20 protein-coding genes are annotated in these 21,451 nt (G+C 73.0%); 12 read left to right on the top strand and 8 right to left on the bottom strand.

What is annotated here, in order from left to right:
* Positions 1–2 precede the first annotated feature (2 nt).
* Both OHS58_RS17040 and OHS58_RS17035 read right to left on the bottom strand, forming a co-directional pair.
* Entirely contained in the window at positions 3–1,976 is a 1,974-nt protein-coding gene (locus tag OHS58_RS17040; protein ID WP_326953927.1) for a hypothetical protein, read from the bottom strand.
* Positions 1,977–2,036: 60 nt separating this feature from the next.
* A complete protein-coding gene (locus OHS58_RS17035) occupies positions 2,037–2,669 on the bottom strand; it encodes a TetR/AcrR family transcriptional regulator (protein ID WP_326953926.1) in 633 nt (210 codons plus the stop codon).
* A 108-nt stretch (positions 2,670–2,777) separates the two neighbouring features.
* Here OHS58_RS17035 and OHS58_RS17030 point away from each other — a divergent pair, with 108 nt between their 5' ends.
* The 10 genes from OHS58_RS17030 (at position 2,778) to OHS58_RS16975 (ending at position 13,187) form a co-directional block, all read left to right on the top strand.
* On the top strand, positions 2,778–3,830 hold the full coding sequence (locus OHS58_RS17030) for a medium chain dehydrogenase/reductase family protein (RefSeq protein WP_328648952.1): 1,053 nt from the start codon (positions 2,778–2,780) through the stop codon (positions 3,828–3,830).
* Positions 3,827–4,459 (top strand): TetR/AcrR family transcriptional regulator, encoded by a 633-nt coding sequence (locus OHS58_RS17025; RefSeq protein WP_326948886.1) that lies wholly within the window; start codon positions 3,827–3,829, stop codon positions 4,457–4,459. The genes OHS58_RS17030 and OHS58_RS17025 overlap by 4 nt, the downstream gene beginning before the upstream one ends.
* Positions 4,456–4,773 carry a hypothetical protein gene (locus OHS58_RS17020; RefSeq protein WP_328648951.1) on the top strand — a complete coding sequence of 106 codons (318 nt, stop codon included), beginning with the start codon at positions 4,456–4,458 and terminating at the stop codon, positions 4,771–4,773. The genes OHS58_RS17025 and OHS58_RS17020 overlap by 4 nt, the downstream gene beginning before the upstream one ends.
* 8 nt (positions 4,774–4,781) lie before the next feature.
* Entirely contained in the window at positions 4,782–5,042 is a 261-nt protein-coding gene (locus tag OHS58_RS17015) for a hypothetical protein (RefSeq protein ID WP_328648950.1), read from the top strand.
* Positions 5,043–5,140: 98 nt separating this feature from the next.
* Positions 5,141–5,707: an SRPBCC family protein gene (locus OHS58_RS17010; RefSeq protein WP_328648949.1), complete on the top strand. Its 567-nt coding sequence runs from the start codon at positions 5,141–5,143 to the stop codon at positions 5,705–5,707.
* A gap of 266 nt (positions 5,708–5,973) precedes the next feature.
* Positions 5,974–6,741, top strand: a complete 768-nt coding sequence (locus tag OHS58_RS17005) for a sigma-70 family RNA polymerase sigma factor (protein WP_326953921.1) — start codon at positions 5,974–5,976, stop codon at positions 6,739–6,741.
* Positions 6,742–6,886: 145 nt separating this feature from the next.
* Positions 6,887–9,271, top strand: a complete 2,385-nt coding sequence (locus tag OHS58_RS48750; RefSeq protein ID WP_442875542.1) for an ABC transporter permease subunit — start codon at positions 6,887–6,889, stop codon at positions 9,269–9,271.
* A gap of 27 nt (positions 9,272–9,298) precedes the next feature.
* Positions 9,299–10,267, top strand: coding sequence for a glycine betaine ABC transporter substrate-binding protein (locus OHS58_RS16985; RefSeq protein ID WP_326953919.1), 969 nt, complete (start codon positions 9,299–9,301; stop codon positions 10,265–10,267).
* Between the two features lie 168 nt (positions 10,268–10,435).
* Complete coding sequence (locus tag OHS58_RS16980; RefSeq protein WP_328648948.1) at positions 10,436–12,574, top strand: SpoIIE family protein phosphatase; 2,139 nt, start codon at positions 10,436–10,438, stop codon at positions 12,572–12,574.
* Positions 12,575–12,776: 202 nt separating this feature from the next.
* Complete coding sequence (locus OHS58_RS16975) at positions 12,777–13,187, top strand: STAS domain-containing protein (protein ID WP_326948892.1); 411 nt, start codon at positions 12,777–12,779, stop codon at positions 13,185–13,187.
* A 162-nt stretch (positions 13,188–13,349) separates the two neighbouring features.
* Here the strand turns inward: OHS58_RS16975 and OHS58_RS16970 are convergent, their stop codons facing one another.
* Positions 13,350–13,958, bottom strand: coding sequence for an ArsR/SmtB family transcription factor (locus OHS58_RS16970; protein WP_328648947.1), 609 nt, complete (start codon positions 13,956–13,958; stop codon positions 13,350–13,352).
* Positions 13,959–14,037: 79 nt separating this feature from the next.
* On the bottom strand, positions 14,038–16,464 hold the full coding sequence (locus OHS58_RS16965; RefSeq protein WP_328648946.1) for an FUSC family protein: 2,427 nt from the start codon (positions 16,462–16,464) through the stop codon (positions 14,038–14,040).
* Positions 16,465–16,577: 113 nt separating this feature from the next.
* Between OHS58_RS16965 and OHS58_RS16960 the strand changes: the two genes are divergently transcribed.
* Positions 16,578–17,027, top strand: a complete 450-nt coding sequence (locus OHS58_RS16960; RefSeq protein WP_328648945.1) for a MarR family winged helix-turn-helix transcriptional regulator — start codon at positions 16,578–16,580, stop codon at positions 17,025–17,027.
* A gap of 7 nt (positions 17,028–17,034) precedes the next feature.
* Here the strand turns inward: OHS58_RS16960 and OHS58_RS16955 are convergent, their stop codons facing one another.
* The 4 genes from OHS58_RS16955 to OHS58_RS16940 all read right to left on the bottom strand — a co-directional run bounded on the left by OHS58_RS16955 (position 17,035) and on the right by OHS58_RS16940 (position 20,424).
* Positions 17,035–17,238, bottom strand: a complete 204-nt coding sequence (locus tag OHS58_RS16955) for a hypothetical protein (RefSeq protein WP_328648944.1) — start codon at positions 17,236–17,238, stop codon at positions 17,035–17,037.
* A gap of 263 nt (positions 17,239–17,501) precedes the next feature.
* Entirely contained in the window at positions 17,502–18,779 is a 1,278-nt protein-coding gene (locus OHS58_RS16950; RefSeq protein ID WP_328648943.1) for a fatty acid desaturase family protein, read from the bottom strand.
* A gap of 14 nt (positions 18,780–18,793) precedes the next feature.
* Positions 18,794–19,891, bottom strand: coding sequence for a ferredoxin reductase (locus OHS58_RS16945; RefSeq protein ID WP_328648942.1), 1,098 nt, complete (start codon positions 19,889–19,891; stop codon positions 18,794–18,796).
* A 110-nt stretch (positions 19,892–20,001) separates the two neighbouring features.
* Positions 20,002–20,424 carry a pyridoxamine 5'-phosphate oxidase family protein gene (locus OHS58_RS16940; RefSeq protein ID WP_328648941.1) on the bottom strand — a complete coding sequence of 141 codons (423 nt, stop codon included), beginning with the start codon at positions 20,422–20,424 and terminating at the stop codon, positions 20,002–20,004.
* An 82-nt stretch (positions 20,425–20,506) separates the two neighbouring features.
* On the opposite strand from OHS58_RS16940, the gene OHS58_RS16935 reads away from it, so the two are divergent.
* Positions 20,507–21,442 carry an AraC family transcriptional regulator gene (locus tag OHS58_RS16935; RefSeq protein WP_328648940.1) on the top strand — a complete coding sequence of 312 codons (936 nt, stop codon included), beginning with the start codon at positions 20,507–20,509 and terminating at the stop codon, positions 21,440–21,442.
* Positions 21,443–21,451: the final 9 nt, after the last annotated feature.

The raw sequence follows: 21,451 nt of genomic DNA, 5'->3' as shown, positions 1-21,451 counted from the left end.
CTTCACCACCCCCCGGACGAGTCGAACCGGACGTCGGCGTCCAGCGGCTTGCGGCGGTCCCAGGCTCCGGCGCCCGCCCACCGCGGCGCCCCGATGCGGGACAGCGGGATCGCCGAGACCCGCCACGACACCTGGCTGAACAGCACGAGCGCGGCCAGCACCGGCAGCCCGACGGCGATCGTGAGCGTGACCTGCACGACCTCGCCCCGGCTCTGCGTCGCGACGGCCGCGGCGAACCCGGCGACGGCCGCGATGCTCAGCTGCACGAGCGCCTGCGGCAGCGTGCCGAGGTAGCCGAGCACGGTGCGGCGCGGCGGCAGCGACAGGCGGCTGTAGAGGAAACCCGGCAGCAGCAACAGCATCGTGATCACGGACTGGCCGTCGCCGATGTGGCCGAGCGCCTCGGTGGCGGCCCGCCCGTAGAACCACGGGCTGCCCACCAGCATCCAGCCGAGCACGAACGAGACCGTCGCGACGGCCAGCGCGTAGAACGTCACGTTGAGCGGCCCGGACTTCGTGGAGTCCTTGAGCACCAGCGTCGCGCGCACCCGGACGTGGTCGCCGCGCGCGTCGCGGCCGCCGGAGCGGCGCCAGTACGCCCGCGCCTCGTTGTCGGCGATCCCGTTGACCAGCACCAGGTCCTGCCCGAACTCCCGGTCGGTCAGCTCTTGGGCGGCCTCGCGGAGGTTCGCGGCGGTGAACTCCGGGTGCCGCCGCAGCGAGTTGTCGAGCTCGCCCGAATCCGTCCGCACGGCCTCGCCCGTGGTGGCCGCAGCGGTGAGCCGGTGGCAGGCCGGCAGGCTGCGCGGCGACAGCTCGACGCCGGACTGGCCGGCCTCCCACTTGCGGCGGCGCACCAGGTCCGCGAGCCGGCGCAGCACGGTCTGCGCCTGCAGCTCCAGGATCTTGTGCCGGGCGCCATCGGCTTCCTGCAGCGGGGCGGCGTCCTGCCGTTCGGCCAGTGAGGCCAGGTCTTCGACCAGGCCGTCCACCTGGTGCTGGTCGGCGTCGGTGGACAGGTACATCCGGGAGATCTCGGCCTCCGGCGCGGTGCCCGCCACCAGGTGGTACGACTTCAGCGTCGCCGGGATCATCGTCTCGTAGCTCACGACGTACCCACGGCGGCTCGACGCCAGCCGCCGCCACTGCTCCCTCGCGACGGGCTGGCGCGCGTCGACGTGCAGCGGGGTCTCGTAGCTGAGCCGGTGTTCCTCGACCGTGTCGTCCAGCGCCACCACCAGCATGTAGTCGCGGACGGCGACGTTCAGCAGGTAGGCGTACTCGACGAGCAGGTCGGCGCAGCCGGCGAGGATGTCGAGCGCCAGTTCCCGGCACTGCCGGCCGTACCCGGGCACCGTGCCGCCGGCCGGGGCCAGCGCGAACTCCTCCTCCGGGTGGTTCCGTTCGGTGAGCAGCGTCAGCAGCGCCTGCTGGATGAGCCAGCGCGGTTCGTGCACCTGGAACAGGAAGGTGTTCAGCTCGTGCTTGGCGGTCTGCGCGTTCTCGTCGCCGGCGAGGATCCCGCGCAGCAGCCGGTAGAGCCCGGCGGCGACCAGCCGCGACGCCTCGTGCTGGGTGAGCCGCGGCAGTTTCTGGCCCGAGCTGTCGAAGACGTCGACGGGGGAGACGTCGCGGCGCGGCAGCCGGGCCAGCGGCACCCACAGGGACCGCTGCCGGGCCGGTCGCGAGGTGGCCCGTTCGCCGTGTTCCTGCCCGATCAGGTCCTGCAGCTGTGCGGTGGCCTGGCGCTGGCCCTCGTCGAGGAGCTTGAGGCTGACGTCGACCTCGGTGCTGCGCCGCGCCGTCCCGTGCTCGACGACGGTCAGCCGTTCGGTCAGCCGGCGCACGTGGTTGAGCCGCAGCGAGGTGTCCAGCAGCGCCAGCCCGACCGCCGCGCCCTGGCGGGACAGCCGCGGCGGGGCGCCGGGAATGGGAATGGTTTCGATCGCGTGCCGGAGACTGTCGATGCCGTCCACCCCACTGAGAGTAGGAGGTGGGGCGCGTTGATACGAGAAAACGCCGGTACCCGGCGGAACTCAGTCCGCGGTCAGGTGCGCCAGTGAGGTGACGACGCGGTCGGCGATGTCCGGCGGCCACACGAACGCGGGGGACACACCGCGCTGGTGGGCCAGTCCGTGCACGCCGACCCACAACGCGACGGTGTCGGCCGCGAGGTCGGTGCTGGTGGCGACGCCGGCGCGCACGCAGTCCGCGAGGGCGTCGTGGAGCAGCTCCATGCTCGCCCGGCCCAGGGTGGCCAGGTCGGTCTCGGTCAGGGAGCTGTCGGTCAGGTCGGGCATCCAGAGCCCGCCGAACATCGTGCGGTAGCGCCCGGGGTGCGCCTGCGCGTAGCCGAGGTAGCTGTCGCAGATCGCGACCAGCCGCTGCCGGGGGCCGGTCGCGGCGTCCCGGGCGGTGCGGAGTTCGACGTCCAGCTCGGCAAAGGCGTTGCGGACGACGGCCAGCATGATCGCGGGCTGGTCGGGGAAGTGGCGGTAGATCGACGGCGCGGCGATCCCGACGTGCCGCGCGACCGAACGCAGGGTGATGGCGCTTTCGTCGCCCGTCTCGTCGAGCAGCTCCACCGCCGCCGCCACGATCTCGTCGCGCAGGCGGGCGCCCTCGCCGCGGCGGTTGCGGGTGCGGGTCGCGGTGCCTTCGGTGTCCATGCCGTCAGTTTACGCCATGAAACTTACAAGCGTTAGCTCTTGCGCTCGGTACGCTAACGCTCGTAGGGTTACGGCTGTAAGCACAACCGATCGGACGGAGCAGCCGCCATGGGAACCACCACTGTCACCACCGCCACCGAGGTCGTCCTGCCGGGCAAGGTCGAGGTCGCCGGCCTCCAGATCCGCACCCGCACCCTCCCGGCGCCGGCCGCGGGCCAGGTCGTCCTGAGCATGGACGCGACCGGCGTTTCCTTCGCCGAGCAGCAGATGCGGCTCGGGAAGTACTTCAGTCAGCCACCGTTCCCGTTCGTCCCCGGCTACGACGTCGTCGGCACGGTCACCACGACCGGCCCGGACGTCGACCCGGCCCTGGCCGGCCGCCGGTTCGCCGCGGTCACCAAGGTCGGCAGCTGGGCCAGCGCCCAGGTGCTGGCCGCCGCCGACCTGGTCGCGGTGCCGGACGGCGTCTCCGCGGCCGCAGCCGAGACCGTCGCGGTCAACGGCGTCACGGCCTGGCAGATGCTGCACCGGAACACCACCGTGCGCGCCGGCGGGACGATCGTGGTCCTGGGCGCCAACGGCGGCGTCGGCTCCACGCTCGCGCAGCTGGCCCGCCACGCCGGGATCACCGTGCTCGGCACGGCGTCGCCGCGCCACCACGCGGCGCTGCGCGAGCTGGGCGTGACCCCGGTCGACTACCACGACCCGCAGATGTACCGGAAGCTCCGCGAGCTCGCGCCGGACGGCGTGGACGCGGTGTTCGACCACGTCGGCGGGGCCGGCGTGGCGGACTCGTGGCGGCTGCTGCGCCGCGGCGGCACCTTGGTGTCGTACGGCACCGCGGCGTCCAAGGACACCGAGGGCAACTCGCAGCTGCCGGTGCTGAGGCTGTTCGCCCGGCTGGCGCTGTGGAACCTGCTGCCCAACGGCAAGAGCGCGCGGTTCTACAACTTCTGGGCGGGCAAGCGCCGCCTGAACACCTTCCGGGCCCGGCTGCGCGAGGACCTCACGCAGGTGCTGCGGCTGGTGGAAAGCGGCGTCCTGCGCCCGCAGATCGCCGCGGAGTTCCCGCTGTCGGACGCCGGTGCGGCGCTGGCGCTCGCCGAGTCGCGGACCGTCGCGGGCAAGGTCGTGATCGTGGCGGACCCGGGCCGGCCGTGACCCCGGGCGCCGGTCCGCCCCGCTCGCGGAACCGGCGTGGGGAAGGCGGCCGGCTCCGCGCCGAGATCCTGGCCGCCGCGACCGCCCTGCTCGACGCCGGCGGTGACCCGCGGGCCGTGACCCTGCGCGCCGTCGCCCGCCGCGCCGGGATCACCGCACCCTCGATCTACCGCCACTTCCACGACCGGCCCGCGATCCTGCTGGACGTCGTCCGCCAGGGGTTCGCCGAGCTGTCCGGCCGGGCCCGGACCGCCCTCGCCGACGCGGGCCCCGATCCCCGGCTCCGGCTGCACGCCGTCTGCCACGCCTACCTCGGCTTCGCCCGGGACCATCCCGAGCGGTACGGCGCCATGTTCGGCGGCACCTGGAGCCCGGAGGCCGCGCCCGGCGAGCTGGCCGCCCTCGGCGAAGAAGCACTGCGCGTCCTGACCGGCTGCCTCGCCGACTGCGTCGCCGCCGGGTACTGCACCAGCACCGATCCCGCCGCCGACGCGGTCGCGCTGTGGCTGGGCCTGCACGGGCTCGCCCACCAGCGCGCCGTCACCGACGTCTTCCCGTGGCCCGCTGACATCGTCGAGCGGATCGCGTTTCCCCTGTCCCGCCTCACTTCCGGAGGACTCCCGTCATGACCACCGCCATCGCCGCCGCCCCGGTCGCCCGCGCCGGGGACACCGACAACCGCGCCACCTACCTCAGCTTCGGCCTCGCGTACGTCTTCGGCCACGGCGCCGCCGCGGTGTCCGGGGGCGACGACCCGCTGGTCCGGCTGCCCGGGTGGCTGCCGATGACGCTGCTCGGCCTCGGGCTCGCCGCCGGCACCGTGTTCGCCACCCTCGCCGCGGCCCGGGCCAGCGCGGCGGCGCCGACGTCCTCAGTGGCCGGCTCCTCGGCCTGTCCTGGATCGGCGGCTTCACGGCGCTCTTCCTCGCCATCACCGGCCTGACGTCCACAATGGACTCGCCGGACCTGGCCACCGTGCTGTGGCCCGCCGGCTCCGGCCTCGTCGTCGGCCTGCTCTACCTGGGCGAAGGCGCCGTGCGCCGCAACGTCCTGCACTACGGCCTCGGCAGCTGGCTCGCCCTGGTCTCCACCGCCTCGCTCGCCTTCGGCACGCCCGGGCTGTTCTGGGTCCTCGCCGTGGCCGGAGGCGGCGGTTACGCGGTCGCGACCGTCCTCGAACACCGCCGGCTCGCCGAAGGTGCGAACCGCTGAGCGACGTTCCCGCTGCTCGAATTGTCGTTCGACAGTTTCGACGTTTCCGGTGACCGCCGGGGCGTCACCACTTTCCTCACGATCGAAAAGGACTGATCATGACCAACACCATTCTTCGCGGTATCGGCGTCGTGACCCTCGGCGCGGCGATGACGCTGTCCGTGCAGTCGGTCGCTTCGGCGAGTTCCGGGACCTATCAGGACTGCCGGGGCGTCACCGTCGACAAGACCGCGCCGGTGGTCAGCCGGGCGAGTGCGCTCATCAAGGCGCCGCTGGCGGAGATCTGGCGCCTGCACACGGACATCGACCACTGGCAGAGCTGGATCCCGGAGATCGCCCCCGCGCACAAGGAAACGCCGGGGCCGCTGCGGCCGGGCTCGGTGTTCTCCTGGTCGCCGCAGAACACGCACGCCGAGTCGACGATCAAGACCGTGAAGCCCTTGGGGTGCACCGCATGGGGCGCGCCCGTCAACGGCATCACCGGCGTGCACTTGTGGACGTTCAAGCCGACCGGGGACGGCGTACTCGCGACCACCGAGGAATCCTGGGCGGGCCCGCCGGTCGAAGCCGACGTTCCCGGTAATCAAAGCAGCCTCGACCAAGGCCTCGCCGACTGGGTGCACCGGCTGCGGGATACCGCCCAGGCGCGGTCCGGCTGTCACTGATCTCCGGGAATGCCGGTGGCCTTCCGAAAAGGGAGGCTGCCGGTATTTTTACCGTCATCGCCCGGCCGGCGAATTCGCGTCCGAACCCGCCGCGCCCTGACAAACTCCGGTTTTACGGCGCCTGTTCCGGAAGAAACCGGGACCTGGTGCCGAAACCTTGCGCCCGCTCCCTCGTTGGGTGAGTATCTCGGATCAATCTGCACGTGCAAGAGCGCGAGCAGCGGCACGGGCAAGGGCATGAGCAAGAGCATGGGCGAGGGGGAGCGGTGACCGACGTGGTACCGGCGGAGGCCGGGGCGAGGGATGTCCCGGACGACGCGGTCCTGATCGAAGCGGTGCGTGGCGGGGACGTCGCGGCGTACGGCCGGCTGTACGACCGGCACTACGTCGCCGCCCGCCGGGTGGCGGCCGCGATCGCGGCCGACGCGGCGGAGCGGGACGACCTGATCGCCGAAGGATTCACCCGCGTACTACGGATTCTGCGCTCGGGGGAGGGGCCGAACGAGGATTTCCGGCCCTATCTCCTCACCACGATCCGGAACACGATGATCACCTGGCGCCGGCACGACGCGTCCGTCTCGGTGGTCGCCGAGGTACCGGACGTGCTGCCGAGCGCGGGGAGCGACGAGCAGGTGGGCAGCCGGCTGCACGCCACCGTCGCCGCGGCCGCGTTCGCCGGCCTGCCCGAGCGGTGGCGGACCGTGTTGTGGCGCACGGAGATCGAGGGCGAGTCGCCGGCGCGGATCGCGCGGGACCTGGGGATGTCGCCGAACAGCGTCGCGGCGCTGGCCTACCGCGCCCGGGAAGGGCTGCGTCAGGCCTATCTGGACCAGCACGTCCCGGCGTCGCAGCGGCGGAACTGCCGCGACGTCGGCGGCCAGCTGGGCCGGTGGGTGCGCGACGGGATCGGGCACCACAAGGCGAGCCGGATCCGGACGCACCTCGACGGCTGCGCGGACTGCCAGGAGCTGGTCGCGAGTCTCCGGCGGCTCAACGAAGAGCTGCCCGCCGCGGTCGCGCACGTCGCGGCCTGATCGGGGCGGTGGACAGGAACCCGCCGACGTGCTGGGGTTGGGGTCCAAGCCGGACTGGGGCGGTCGGTGAATTTCCGCCCCTCGACGCCCGAGGAGCGCGGCCCTGAGCCTTTCCGAGTACCTCCGCGAGAACTGGATCGACGTCGTGAACGACGCGATCCTCCACGTGGACCTCACCCTCGCGGCGATGGCACTGGCCGTGCTGATCGGGATGACGCTCGGGCTGCTCACCTACCGGCGGCGGTGGCTCGGCTCGCTCGCGACCACGACGACCGCGGCGTTCCTCACCATCCCGTCGATCGCGTTGCTGGGCATCCTGATCGGCCCGTTCGGGCTCGGGCTGACGAACGTCCTGTGCGCGCTGGTGCTCTACGCGCTCCTGCCGATCACGCGCAACACGATCGTCGGGCTGCGCGGCGTCGACCCTGCCGTGGTGGACGCCGCGCGCGGGATGGGGCTCGGCCGGGCGCGGCTGCTGTGGCGTGTGCGGCTGCCGCTCGCCTGGCCGGTGATCCTCTCCGGCATCCGCGTCTCGACGCAGATCACCATCGGGATCGCGGCCATCGGCGCGTACGTCAAGGGCCCCGGGCTCGGCAACGAGATCTTCGACGGCCTCGGCCGGTTCGGCTCGGTGAACTCGCTGAACCAGGTGCTGACCGGGACGCTCGGGATCGTCGTGCTGGCGCTGCTGTTCGACCTGGCGTTCGTGCTGGTCGGCAAGCTGACGACGTGGCGGCGTCCGCTCGCCAGGGAGGCGGCGGCGTCGGCCGACGCGGCGGGCACGGCCGGCGAGACGATCGAGCTGCGGGACCTGAGCAAGCGGTACCCCGGCCAGGCCGCGCCCGCGGTCGACCGCCTCACGATGCGGATCCCCGCGGGCGAGATCGTCGTGCTGACCGGGCCGTCCGGGTGCGGCAAGACGACGACCATGCGGATGATCAACCGGCTCGTCGAACCCACCTCGGGTGCCGTCACGGTCGGCGGCACCGACGTGGCGGCCCTCGACCTCGACGAGCACCGGCGCCACACCGGGTACGTCATCCAGCAGGTCGGGCTCTTCCCGCACCTGCGCGTGGACGCCAACATCGGCGTGGTGCCGCGGGTGCTCGGCTGGACCTGGCGCCGCGTCGCCGCCCGCGTGGGCGAGCTGCTCGACGTCGTCGGCCTGACCCGCGAGCACGGAACCCGGTACCCGCGCGAGCTTTCCGGCGGCCAGCAGCAGCGCGTCGGCGTCGCGCGGGCGATGGCCGCGGACCCGCCGGTGCTGCTGATGGATGAACCGTTCGGCTCCACCGACCCGATCACCCGCGCCCGGCTGCAGGACGAGTTCCTGCGCCTGCAACGGGACGTGCGCAAGACGATCGTGTTCGTCACGCACGACTTCGACGAGGCGCTCAAGCTCGGCGACCGGATCGCCGTGCTGCGGCCGCGTTCGGTGCTCGCGCAGTACGACACGCCCCAGGCGATCCTCGCCGCGCCGGCCGACGACTACGTCGCGGCCTTCGCCGGCTCGAAGCGGAACCTGAAACGGCTCGCGCTGATCCCGCTGGCCGACCTCGAACTCGGCGCGCCGGCGGATGGCCTGCCCGCGGTCTCGCACCGGGCTACCCTGCGGGACGCGCTGGACACCATGGTGCGCACCGGAAGCACCGCCGTCGCCGTCACCGATGGCGAGCGCGCACTGGGCGTGTGCGACGTGCCGCGCCTGATCGCGGCGCTCCAGCCGGCGGAAGGGACGCCCGCGCCCACGGTCCCGGACGCCGGGGGAGCGCCCGATCCGCGTCCGGACACCGAGGCGCCCGAACGGTCCCGAAGCCGGCTCGGGCTGCTGGTGCGCCCGGTCCTGCTCGCCCTCGGCCTGCTGGCGCTCCTCCTGATCGTGCGCGCGCAGCCGCTCGACTCGATCGAGCAGCGCTACCTCAACGCGGGCGAGATCTTCACCGAACTGGGCGCGCACCTGCGGCTCACGCTGATCTCGACGGTCTGCACCATCGTCATCGCCCTCCCGCTCGGCATCCTGCTCACCCGCGCGGGTGCCCGCTGGGCCCGGCCGGTCGGGCTGGGCCTGGGCAACCTCGGCCAGGCGATCCCGTCGATCGGGCTCGTCGTGCTGCTCGCGCTCTGGACCGGCACCGGAACCGCCACGGCGGTGACGGCGCTGGTCGTCTACGCGACGTTGCCGGTGCTGCGCAACACGATCGTCGGGCTCGACGGCGTCGACCCGACCCTCGTGGACGCCGCGCGGGGCATGGGCATGACGAAGACGGCGATCCTGTGGCGGATCGAGCTGCCGCTGGCCGTCCCGGTGATCCTCGCCGGGATCCGGACGGCGCTGGTGCTCACCGTCGCGAGCGCGACGCTGGCCACCTTCATCGACGGCGGCGGTCTCGGCGGCGGGCTCGTCGCCGGGATCGGGCTGTACCGCCCGATCCTGAGCCTGACCTTCGGCATCGTCGTCGCCGCGCTGGCGCTCTTCGCCGACTGGCTGGGCCTGGTCGCCGAGGAGGTCCTGCACCCGCGCGGCATGTAGCTCCACCACTTCAAGGAGGCTCCACCCATGCTCCAGCGCACGACAGCCGCCGTCCTCGCGTTCGTCGCGGCGGCGGCGCTCACGGCCGGGTGCACGATCGGCAAGGACGAGACCGGCGCCCAGGTGGGCGCGGGATCCATCAAGAAGATCGACGCGCTGAGCGGCGCGCAGATCCGCGTCGGCTCCAAGGAGTTCGACGAGCAGCTGCTGCTCGGCCAGATCGCGATCGTCGCGCTGCAGGCGGCCGGGGCGAGCCCGCAGGACAAGACCAACATCACCGGCTCGAGCAACGTCCGCCAGGCCCTCACCAGCGGTGCGATCGACCTGTACTGGGAGTACACCGGCACCGCCTGGATCAGCTACCTCAAGCAGACCAAGCCGATCGCCGACCCGCAGGCGCAGTACGACGCGGTGAAGCAGGCCGACGCGGCGAACCAGGTCACCTGGTGGGCCCGCTCGCCGGCCAACGACACCTACGCCCTCGCCGGCAACCCGGCGGCCCTCGCCAAGACCGGCGTCAAGACGATCTCGGACTACGCGGCGCTCGCGCAGAAGGACCCGGCCGCGGCCTCGACCTGCATCGGCCCGGAGTTCAAGAGCCGGGACGACGGCTTCCCGGGCGTGGAGAAGACGTACGGGTTCACCTTGCCCGAAGCCCAGGTGCACGTGCTGAACGACGCCGTCGTCTACACCAGCATCGGCAAGGGCGACCCCTGCGGCTTCGGCTCGGTCGCCTCCACCGACGGGCGCGTGGCCGGGCAGAAGCTGACCGTGCTCGACGACGACAAGCACTTCTTCCCGACCTACAACCCCGCGATCTCGATCACCTCGGCCATCGCGCAGAAGTACCCGCAGCTGGAGCAGGTCTTCACGCCGATCGCCGCGAAGCTCGACACCGCGACGCTCACGGACCTGAACAAGCAGGTCAGCGTGGACGGCCGGAAGCCCGCCACGGTGGCCCACGACTGGCTGAAGGCGGCGGGCTTCATCAGCTGAACCGCCCCGCCGGCGGGGCGGTCGGTATGCTTCGAGCGGCGGGTGACGCGCACCGTGGTGGGCGTCACGTGTCGACGAGGCTTGAGAAGACAGGCACACCGTTGACGAGCGGGCCGGACCGCTCAGCGCCTGACCGGACTTCAGGTACAACGGAACGAGAGCGGGCCGATGTCTTCAGCGAGCGCCGAGCGGATGGCCGGCGACCCGGCCCCGGCGGACGCCGACCTGCGGGACCTGTTCGGTCAGTCCACCGCGTTGTTCGCCTCGCTGAGCGGGCCCGCCCACGTGCTGGAGGCCGCGAACCCGGCGTTCGGCAAGGCCGTCGGCAGTGCCGGCCGGCTGGCGGCCGGTCGCCCGCTCGGGGAGCTCGTGCCGGAGCTGACCGGGCAGGGCCTGCTCGACCAGCTCGACCGCGTCTACCGCACCGGGCAGCCGTTCACCGGCCGCGACGCCCGGGTGCTGCTGGGGACCGGGACCGACGTCCGGGAAGCGTTCTTCGACTTCACCTACGAGCCCCGCCGGGACGCCGCCGGCGCGGTGACCGGCGTCCGCGTCATCGGCGTCGAGACCACCCAGATCAAGCACGCGCAGCGGCTCACCGCCGAGCACCGCGCGCTCCTCGAGCAGATCGCCCGGCAGGCCCCGCTGGCCGACGTGCTCGACGGCATGGCCGCCACCATCGAGCACCTCACGCCGGACGTGCTCGTCTCCGTGCTGCTCGCCGACCCGGACGGCCGCCACCTGCGTCACGGCGCGGCGCCCAGCCTGCCCGGCTTCTACAACGAGGCCATCGACGGGATCGCCACCGGCGAAGGCGTCGGCTCCTGCGGCACCGCCGCCCACCGCCGGCAGACGGTGATCGTCACCGACATCGGCGCAGACCCGTTCTGGGCCGACTTCCGGGACCTGGCCGGCCGCGCCGGGCTGGCGGCCTGCTGGTCGACGCCCATCCTCGGCCGCGACGGCCGGCTGCTCGGGACGTTCGCCATGTACCACCGCGCGCCCCGCGCCCCGCAGGCCAACGACCTGGCCCTCGCCCGTCTGTTCGCCGAGACGGCCGCACTGGCCATCGAACGGCACGAGGCCGAGCGGGCCCGGCTGGTCGCCGAGGAGAAGGAACGGGCGATCCGCGACGACCTGGCGTTCCTGCTCCACGCCAGCACGGCCCTCGCCGCGGATCTGGACCACGTCCAGACCCTGCAGCAGCTCGCGGACCTCTACGTCCCCAAGCTCGCTCCGCTGGCGGTCGTCGACATCGTCCAGGACGGCCACCTGCGCCGGGTCGCCCAGGCCGCCGCGGACCCGTCGCCCGCCGAGTCGGACCCGGAGATCGGCGGCACCGTCGCGGACGTGCTGTCCTCGGGCCGGACCGTGCGCGCGGCCGGGCCGGGGCCGGGCTTCACCGAGTCGTTGTGCGTCCCGCTCACCGAGCGCGGGCACACCTTCGGCGCGGTGACCCTGTGCACCACCAGTGACCACCCGTTCGACGAGCACGCCGTCGCACTGGTCGAAGAGCTCGCCCGGCGCGCGGCGTCGGCCGCCCGCAGCGCCCGCCAGTACCACCAGCGGATCCGGCTCGCCCGTGACCTGCAGGCCGGCCTGCTCATGCCCGACCTGCCCGAAGTGCCCGGCGCCGAGCTCGCCACCTTCTACCACCCGGCAGGCGAAGGTCTCGAGATCGGCGGCGACTTCTACGACGTCTTCGAGCTGGACGACCGCACGTGGGCGTTCATGCTCGGCGACGTCTGCGGGCGGGGCGCCAACGCGGCGACCACGACCGCGCTGATCCGGCACACGGCCCGCGCCGTCGCGCCGCTGCTGCGGGACCCGACCGCCGTGGTCACCGCCATCGACACCGCGCTCAGCAACCGGCCGCACGCGCACGGCACCGACTTCGCGACGCTCGTCTACGGCCACCTCGCCCGCGACGCCGACGGGCTCGTCCTCGACCTCATCCGGGCCGGCCACAACCTGCCCCTGCTGCTCGACGCCGACCACCGCATCCAGGAGCTGGACATCCCCGGCCGCCTGCTCGGCATCCACACCACACCGCGGCTCACCGAGCGGCGGATCCGGCTGCGGCCGCGCGAAAGCCTCATCCTGCTCACCGACGGCTTCCTCGAAGCCCGCGACCCCGGCCGGGAAGAGTTCGGCGACCGGCGGCTCGTCGACGCGGTGGCCGCCGCGCCCCGCCACGCGACCGCCCAGCAGCTCCTGCACGCGATCACGTCCGCGGTCCGGGCGTTCACCGGCGAAGCGGAGGCGGCCGACGATCAGGCCGCCCTGATCATCACCGCCCGTGACTGACCGACATGCAGTGCGACGGGTAGTCATCCACTCACCGGGACGGTGCTGCGTCGGACGTGGCACGGCTGTACCGTCATGGGGCAGCGGTTCAGCCCGGGAGCCGTCGCACCCCGAACCCGCGGTCCCCGCTTGGGGCCGGCGTGCGACCGGACTGGTGCCCCTGTGGTTTGGCCTCACGGTCCACCCGAGGAGGCCCTCCGCCGTGTCCGAAACCCGGTCGCCCGACCCGTCCGGATCGACCGCGTGCTTCCGCATCACGACCAGCGCCGGCGCGACCGTCCTGGCGGCGGCCGGTGAACTCGACCTGACGGTCACCGGCCGGCTCGCCGCACTGCTGCACCGCGAGCTCGGCCTGGGCCCGGCGGCGATGGTGGTCGACGCGACGGCGGTGACGTTCTGCTCGGCCCGCACCGTGACCATCCTGGTGACGACCGCCGCCGACGCGAAGGCCGCCGGGATCCCGTTCGCGATCGTGACCCGCAGCAGCGCCGTCCTGCGCCCGCTGACGGCGCTGGGGCTGGAGCGGGAGCTGCCGGTGCACGGCGACCTCAGCCAGGCGCTCGCGTGGCTCGAGCTGCTGCCCCAGCTGGCCGAGCCGGTGACCGAAAGCTAGGGCGCGGCGCTTCCGCCGTCAGCCGCAGGCCCGCTTCGACGAGAAGCCACCCGAGGCGCGCCCGCCGCGTTCCTGCTCTTCGCCGGTACTGCGACCGGCCGGCGGCCTGACGCAGCTCCGCCTCGCGTTCGCGGACCAGGCCCTCGGCCAGCAGAAAGTGCGTCACGATTCATCCCCCTCAGTCGGACCTTCCGGGTCCTCCGGTCGCGCCTGCCGCGGGAACGCCGACCAGTGCGTGATCACGTTGTCGTCGCCCGGCCGCGCGTCCCGGCGGTAGCGGTCGATCACCGCTTCGACCTCGGCGCTCATCGTGGCCGTCTCCTCGGGAGTCAGCGACAGCCTCCCGTCGTCGAAGACGGCCTTGTCGTGCCACCGGTCCATCCACCGCGGAAGCTCGCTGAGGAACTGCGTCTCGGCCTGGTAGCGCTGCTCGAGCGAGGACCGCAGGAACGTGTTCAGCGGGCCGGCCAGGTCGGGATCGTCGATGAAGTCGACGGCCCGCATCCGGGTGGACCGCTGCGCCGAGCGCCACCAGCGTTCGCGCTTGTTCCCGCGTCCGGTGTCCTCCTCGACCAGGCCGGCTTCGGCCAGCAGCCGCAGGTGCCAGCTGGTGGTCCCCGAGCTTTCGCCGACGCGCTTGCCCAGCCCGGTCGCGGTCGCCGGGCCGTCCGCCTGCAGCAGTTCGAGCATCCGCATCCGCAACGGGTGGCCCAGCGCGCGCAGCATCCGCGCGTCGAGCGGTCGTGACGCCTCCCGGCCGTTCTCGGTCATGCCGCTACCGTAGACCACAGAGGATCCTATGCAAAGGGTTCTCTGCGATCTACGGAAGAACCGGCCCGCGACCCGCTCGTCAGTGGAGCCGGACGTCGTGGCGGTGGCACTGGCGGCGGGCCGAGGCGGTCTGGGGCCGGGCCGCCGTCAGCCAGATGTCCTGCACCACGTTGCGGCCGTGGCGGGCCGGTACCGTCGTGGCGGCCGGGCGGTGCCGGGCCGCGGCCGTGATCAGGACGTAGGAGCCCGCTCGCGGGGCCTGCAGCGTGAAGCCCCCGTCGGCCGCCGACGTCGCACGGGCGGTCTGCCTGCCGTGCGCGTCGACCAGGGTCAGGGTCGCCTCCGCCAGCGGCGCCCCGGCCGCGTCGTGGACGCGGCCGGTGATCGCGCCGACGCCCGGGACGGCCGGCTCGGGGAGCAGGCCGGGCTCGTCGCCGGTGGCGATCTCGTGCAGCAGCCGGCGCAGGTGGATCAGCTCGACCAGGACGGGCTCGTCCGCGGGGGAGCAGTGCTGCGCGAGGGCGGCCTCCACGAGACCCAGCAACGCCGTCAGGTCCGCTTCGCCGGGGTCGGCGACGGCCGTCGCGACGTCGGCCAGGGCCCGGGCGGGTACGGCCAGGGAGCGGTCGCCCGCGCGGCCGCGGCGCAGGACGGCGACCAGCCGGTGGGTGTGCTGCACCAGCGTGGCGGCCAGCGTCAGCCGGTGCCGGGTGGTGCGGGACCCGCCACCCCACGGCACGGCGGCCACCAGCGGCGCGGCCACGAGCCGCAGCTGGCGCAGGTCGTTGTCCAGGACGCGGACCCGGGCGTCGAGGTCCGGGACGCCGGCGTGGCCCTCGATCCGGTCCGCCGCGGCGGTCAGCAGCTCTGACAACGTGCGCGTGAGGGCGCGGTGGGTGGTGCGGACGGTGTCGCGGGTGCTCAGCGGCGTCAGCACCAGTCCGACCCCGACGCCGACGGCCGCGCCGATCGCCGTCTCCTCCAGCCGCAGGACGAGCAGGCCCGTCGAGAACTCGTTGAGCACGCTGTAGAGCTGGCTGACCATGATCGTGACGAAGAAGATCATGTAGGCGTAGGACAGCCGTTGCAGGTAGAAACCGCAGAACATGCTGCCGACGATCACCGCGAGCACCGCCGCCGGGTGCCCGGCCGTCAGGTGCGCGAGCCCGATGCCCGCGCCCAGCCCGACCAGGGTGCCCGCCACGCGGTTGACCGACTTGAGGAACACCTCCGACCGGGTCGCCGTGCCGGTGAACGCGACGAACGCGGCGATCACCGCCCAGTAGTAGCGCTGCTCGGACAGCAGCCGCCCGAGCACGATCGCGAGCCCGCCCGCCACGGCCACCTGCACGGCCTGGCGGGTCGTGAAGTCGAGACGGCGCAACGGGTTCCACGCGCCGCCGCGGGGTTCGACGTCGCCGGCCGCGGCGGCGGACCCGGGCAGCGCGCCCAGCGCGATCGACACCGCGGGCTCGAAGTCGCCGGTGCCGGCGAAGCCGTCCTGGCCGGCGCGGCGGACGACGCCGAGGTAGTCGGTGACCGCCACGGCCACCAGCCGGACGGGGGAGCCGCCCGCCTGGGCCAGGAGGGCCTCGGCCGTGCGCCCGGCGGTGGCGTAGTCGTTGCGGGCGAACAGGTCGAGCAGGTGGGCCGCGCGGGTCACCAGGTCCGGCGCGTCGCCGGGGCCGAGCTGCGCGCAGGCGGTGACGAGCAGGTCGATCGCGAGCTGCGCGTCCATCGTCGTGCGCCGGATCGACGCCGCCGGGACGGCGCCGGGCAGCACCGGGACCTCGGCCGACCACGCCTCGATCATCAGCGCGGACTCGGCGAGCCGGGCCTGCGCCGCGTGGATCCGCCGGGTGAGCCGCTCGTCGGGCCCGGCTTCCAGGAGGGTCGCGCAGAGCCGGACGACCGCGCGGGCCCGGGCGCCGAACGCGCGGCGCGTGCGGGCGAGGGTGCGGGCGGGGTTGCCGCGCAGCACGGTCAGCGACAGCAGCAGCACCCAGACGGTCGCGATCACGACGGCGAGGAGCATGGCGGGCAGCCCGCCGAGCGTCGCGTGCAGGAACGCGGCGAAGAAGTAGCCCATCCAGACCATGAAGCCGTAGAAGAAGAACGGCACGCCGAACCGCCGGACGAACACGGCGGTGAACATCACGACGACGAACACGGCGAGCATGAGGTCGGTGTGCGGCGCGACCGCGATGCCGAGCGCCATCCCGAGCCCCATCGCCACCGGGAACAGCGCGGCGGTGCGGACCTTCGGCCACACCCCGGTGCCGCTCAGGGCCATCGAGCCCATCATCGCGGTGATGGCGCCGAGCAGGACCGCGACCAGGGTGGCCTGCGGCGCGGCCCCGGTCAGCGTCGCGAAGACGTACTCGACGGCCAGCCCGGTCGTCATGGCGACGGCCGCCGAGACCGCGCTCCACAACCGGGTCAGCCCCGGGTCCGAGCCCCTCGCCTTGTCCCTGATCCGGTGCATCGCCGTCGACGCGCGTCCCATTCGAGTGATTTCTCCTACCCCCGGTCGCGGATATCGGTATCATGCCGATAATTACCGGTATGATACCGATATGCCTTGCGGCCGGGCAATCGGCCGGAAGGTAGGTTCACGTGATGGACGCGCTCGACCTCATCGAGGCCCACACCGCGGTCATGGTGCGCAACTTCGAGCTGCTCAGCCGCCGCACCGACATCTACGACGAGCTCGACCGCGCGGGCTACCTCCTGCTGCGCACGCTCGAAGTGACCGGCCCGGCCGACATCACCACGCTGGCGACGCGGCTCGGCCTGGACCCGTCCACGGTGGGCCGCCAGGTCGCGGCGATGACGGCGGCCGGCCTGGTCGAACGGACCCCGGCCCCGGAAGACCGCCGCCGTGGCATCGTCGCGGCGACGGCAGAGGGGCGGCTGCGCGCCCGCCGCGTCCACGACCGCCGCCGCGACAACCTGGCTGTGATGTTCGACGGCGCGCCCGAGGACGAGCTGCGGGTGATCGGGGAGTCGTTCGCCCGCTACAACCAGGCCGTCGCCCGCCAATACGACGTGAGCCTGCTGCCGGACTGAGCCCGGGTCAGCGGCGGACCAGCTCCCGCCCGAGGTTGAGCGGGTCGTCCTCGGGGCCGGCCACGGAGTGCTCGACGTGGAAGAGCGGCTGGCCGCTGCCGGCTTCGAACCGGTCGGCGCCGAGGAAGAACGCGCGCCGGTGCTCGTGGTCGAGGCGCACCAGCCGGGCCGCCAGGAACCCGCGCCGGTCGTCGCGGAACGCCGCCACCATGCCGGGCGCGCGTCCAGCATCGCCTGCGTGTGCTCGGGGGCCACCGTGAAGGTGGTCATCTCGATGACCGACATCGTCAGCGCCTCATGCCCTGGTCCGGCCAGATAGGTCGGAACCTTGTATTCCCGCTCGGGGGCTGCTGCGGCGAGCTGCGCCACGGTTCCAGGTGCCGGTCGCCATCGCCGGACGATGGGCCGGCCGCTACCGCAGCGACCAGGAAGCCGCAGCCGCGGTCGACCTCGTCCCGCGCGGTGCGCTCGGGGTTAGGCGGCGCGCTCCACCTCGTCGCCCGGGTAGGGGCCCGGCTTCGGGCGGGGCTTGCCGCCCGGGAAGGCGAGCCGCAGGATTGTGCGGTGGACCGTGCCGAGCTGGCGGGAGAACGGCCCGGTGTTGTACGGCAGGCCGTAGCGCCGGCAGATCTCGCGGACCTGCGGGGCGATCTCGGCGTAGCGGCTGCTCGGCATGTCCGGGAACAGGTGGTGCTCGACCTGGTACCCGAGGTTCCCGCTCATCAGGTGGAACAGCGGGGAGCCGGTGATGTTCGCCGCGCCGACGAGCTGCCGGACGTACCAGCCGCCGCGGGTCTCGTCGCGGACCTCGTCCTGGCCGAACGTGTAGGTCTGGTCCGGGAAGTGGCCGCAGAAGATGATCGAGTGCGCCCACAGGTTGCGGATGATGTTAGCGGTGAAGTTCGCCCAGAACGTCGCGGCGAACGTGCCGCCGCCTTCCGTGCGGATCGCTTCCAGCTGGGCGCGCACCGCGCCCTTCCGGCGCCGGCCACCGGCCCGGTCCGCCAGGACCCGCAGCCGGGAGCGGGGTTCGGGCCGCGCGAGCCGCCCCACCGCCGTCGCGGCGAGGGCGCTCACCAGTGGCCAGCCGACGTAGTCCTTCAGGATCTGGTCGCGGGCCTTGCCGGAGATGCCCCTGATGTCGTGCCACACGTCCTTCATCGGCTTCTCGCCGGAGCGGATGGCTTCGACGTCGAGGTCGTGGACCGCGACACCCCACTCGAAGAAGGCCATCAGCAGCAGGTTGTACAGCGGTTGCGCCAGGTACGCCGGGTGCCACTTCTGGTGCGGGTCGATGCGCATGATCTCGTACCCGAGATCTTTGTCCTTGCCGCGGATGTTGGTGTAGGTGTGGTGGACGAAGTTGTGGGAGTGCTTCCACGCCGCCGCCGTCGAAGCGGTGTCCCAGTCCCAAGTGGACGAATGGATGTAGGGGTCGTTCATCCAGTCCCACTGGCCGTGCAGGACGTTGTGCCCGATCTCCATGTTCTCCAGGATCTTCGCGACGGCCAGGCAACCGGTGCCCGCCAGCCACGCCGGCTTGGACCGGGAGCCGAGCAGCAGCGCCCGGCCGGCCACCGCGATCTGGCGGTGCAGCTTGATGACACCCTTGATGTAGCGGCGGTCGCGCTCGCCCAGATCACCGCGGACCTGGTCGTGGATGGCGTCGAACTCGCGGGCGAGTTCGTCGAGCTGGTGCGCGCTCAAGTGCGCGAACGGGTGGACGTCGGGGGAAGTTACCGGCGTGGACATGGGTTCCTCTCCGTTCAGAGTTCGACCGTGACCGGGCCTTCGGCGCCGTTCACGCAGGTCCGCACGATCTCGTTGTTCAGCTGGCTGACGACGTTGGTGCGCAGGTCGCGGATCCGGCCGTCGCGGATCGGCAGCACGCAGGTGTGGCAGACCCCGACCCGGCACCCGAAGGGCATGTCGACGCCGGCGTTCTCGCCCGCGACGAGGATCGGCGTGCCGGGCGGGCAGTCCGCGTCGACGTTGCGGTGCGCGAACCGCACGGTGCCGCCCGCGCCGTCGGCGGCGTCGCCCCCGACGATCGGCTGGAACCGTTCGTGGTGCAGCCGTTCGACGTCGCCGTGGCTCTTCCAGTGCGCCTGCAGCGCGTCGAGCAGCTCGCCGGGGCCGCAGGCGTAGGTGTCGCGGTCGCGCCAGTCCGGGCACAGGGCGTCCAGGTCGGCGGGGGAGAACCGGCCGTCGCGGCTGGTGATGCGCAGCTCCAGGCGAAAGCCCTCGTGCTGCTTTTCCAGCGCGGCCAGCTCGTCGCCGAAGGTGACGCCGTCGGTCTCGCGCGCCGAGTGCACGTGGACGACGTCGCGCAGGCCGGGACCCGGGCCGAGGTGACGCAGCATGCTCATCACCGGCGTGATGCCGCTGCCCGCCGTGATGAACAGCAGGCCGCGATCGAGCCGGTCCGGCAGGGTGAACGCGCCTTCGACCTCGCCGAGCCGCACGACCTCGCCGGGCCGGGCCCGCTCGACCAGGTACGGCGAGACGACCCCGCCGTCGACCTTCTTGGGGGTGACCGAGATGAGCCCGTCCGCGCGGTCCGGGCTCGAGGTCAGCGAGTACGCGCGCCAGTGGTGGACGCCGTCGATGACCACGCCCAGCCGCACGTACTGCCCGGGCCGGTGCCCGACCCAGTCGAACCCCGGCCGGATCAGCACGGTGGCGGCGTCACCCCGTTCGGGGACGACGCGCTCGACGCGGCCGCGCAGCTCGCGGGTCGACCACAGGGGGTTGATCAGCTCGAGGTAGTCGTCCGCCCGCAACGGGGTGAACAGCCAGCGCACGGCACGCAAGGCCCGGCGCCGCAGCGGCGACGCCGGAGGCCGCATCCCCACTTCGGCCATCAGGCACCGCCCCGCTCGCGGCCGGCGGTCACGACCTCGTGGGACCAGGTGGTGGCGATCATGCTGATTGAGTGTACAGGCGTGCACTCAACTCGCAGCCTGAGTGGCGATCAGTACGTGTAGCGGCGCACGGACTCCGGGTGGATCACCAGGCGAAGCTGATCGACGGCCAGGATTCCGGCGAGGTCGGCGGCCCGGGCCGGGTCGTCGAGGTCCCAGTAGCGGGCGGCCAGACGACGGGCCAGGTCGTGGGCGCCGCCGGGTTCCAGCGTGGTGCGGCCGGCGACCGAAACCCACCGCTCGCGTTCACCCACCGGCGCGGCGACGACGATCGAGGCGCGCGGGTCGCGGCCCAGGCGTCGCACCTTGAGCGCGTCCGGTTCGGTGAACAGCTGGAGCGTGCCGTCAGGCGCGGCCTCGAACCACACCGGCCGGGGCTGCGGCGGAACCGGGCCCGCGGCCACGGTCAGGAAGCCGTGCAGGGGTCGGCGGAGGAACTCGAGGTCTTCGGCGGTCAGGGCGTCGGTGCTCATGGCGCCGATTCAACCCGGCTCGCTCGGACAATCCCATAGGCGAAAGCCCGGATCGCCTGTCCATTCGTCTAACCTCGGCCGGGTGGACGTGTTCGACGACCTGATCCGCGGGGTGCGGGCCCACGGCTCGCTGTTCGGCAGCTCGACGCTGTCGCCGCCCTGGGCGCTGGAGTTCGTGGACGGCGCGCCGCTGACCCTGTGCACCGTCGTCGGCGGGGCGGGCTGGATCGTGCCGGCGCACGGCCCGCCCGAGCCGCTGCGCGCCCGTGAGACGGTCGTCGTGCGCGGGCCCGCGACGTTCACCTTCGTCGACGAGGTCGGCACGCGGGCCGCGCCGGTCGCGTGCGGCGAGTTCTGCGCGACGCCCGAGCAGGGCGGCACTCGCCACCGGCTCGGCTGGGCCGACGACGACGGCGGCGCGACGACGCTCATCGTCGGCGCGTACCCGGTGCGCGGCGAACTCAGCCGCCGGTTGCTGGACGCGCTGCCCGTCGTGCTGCGCGCGGCCGGCGGCGGCACCGGTGACGCCGTGCTGGACCACCTCGCGGCCGAGGTCGCCGTCGACGCGCCGGGTCAGCAGGTGGTCCTCGACCGGCTGCTGGACTGGATGCTGGTCTGCACGCTGCGCGAATGGTTCGACCGCCCCGGGAGCGGGGCGCCGGCCTGGTGGGCCGCCCAGCGCGACCCGGTGGTCGGCGACGCGCTGCGCCTGCTGCACGCCGAACCGGCGGCGCCCTGGACGGTCGCGGCACTGGCGGACCGCACCGGCGTCTCGCGGTCGACGCTGGCGAAGCGCTTCGCCGATTTGGTCGGCGAGCCGCCGCTGACGTACCTGACCCACTGGCGGATGACCCTCGCGGCGGATCTGTTGACCGAGCGCGAAACCGCCACCATCGCGGACGTCGCCCGCGCGGTGGGGTACGCCGATCCGTTCGGGTTCAGCGCGGCGTTCAAGCGGGTCCGCGGCGCAAACCCGAGCGAGTACCGGCGCGCGGCTTCGGCGGTTTCCAACGCTTGAAGCGCACTG

Origin of the sequence: Amycolatopsis sp. NBC_00348, from assembly GCF_036114655.1 — a bacterium.
Lineage (GTDB): Bacteria > Actinomycetota > Actinomycetes > Mycobacteriales > Pseudonocardiaceae > Amycolatopsis.
This window is presented reverse-complemented; position numbering and strand designations above follow the sequence as displayed.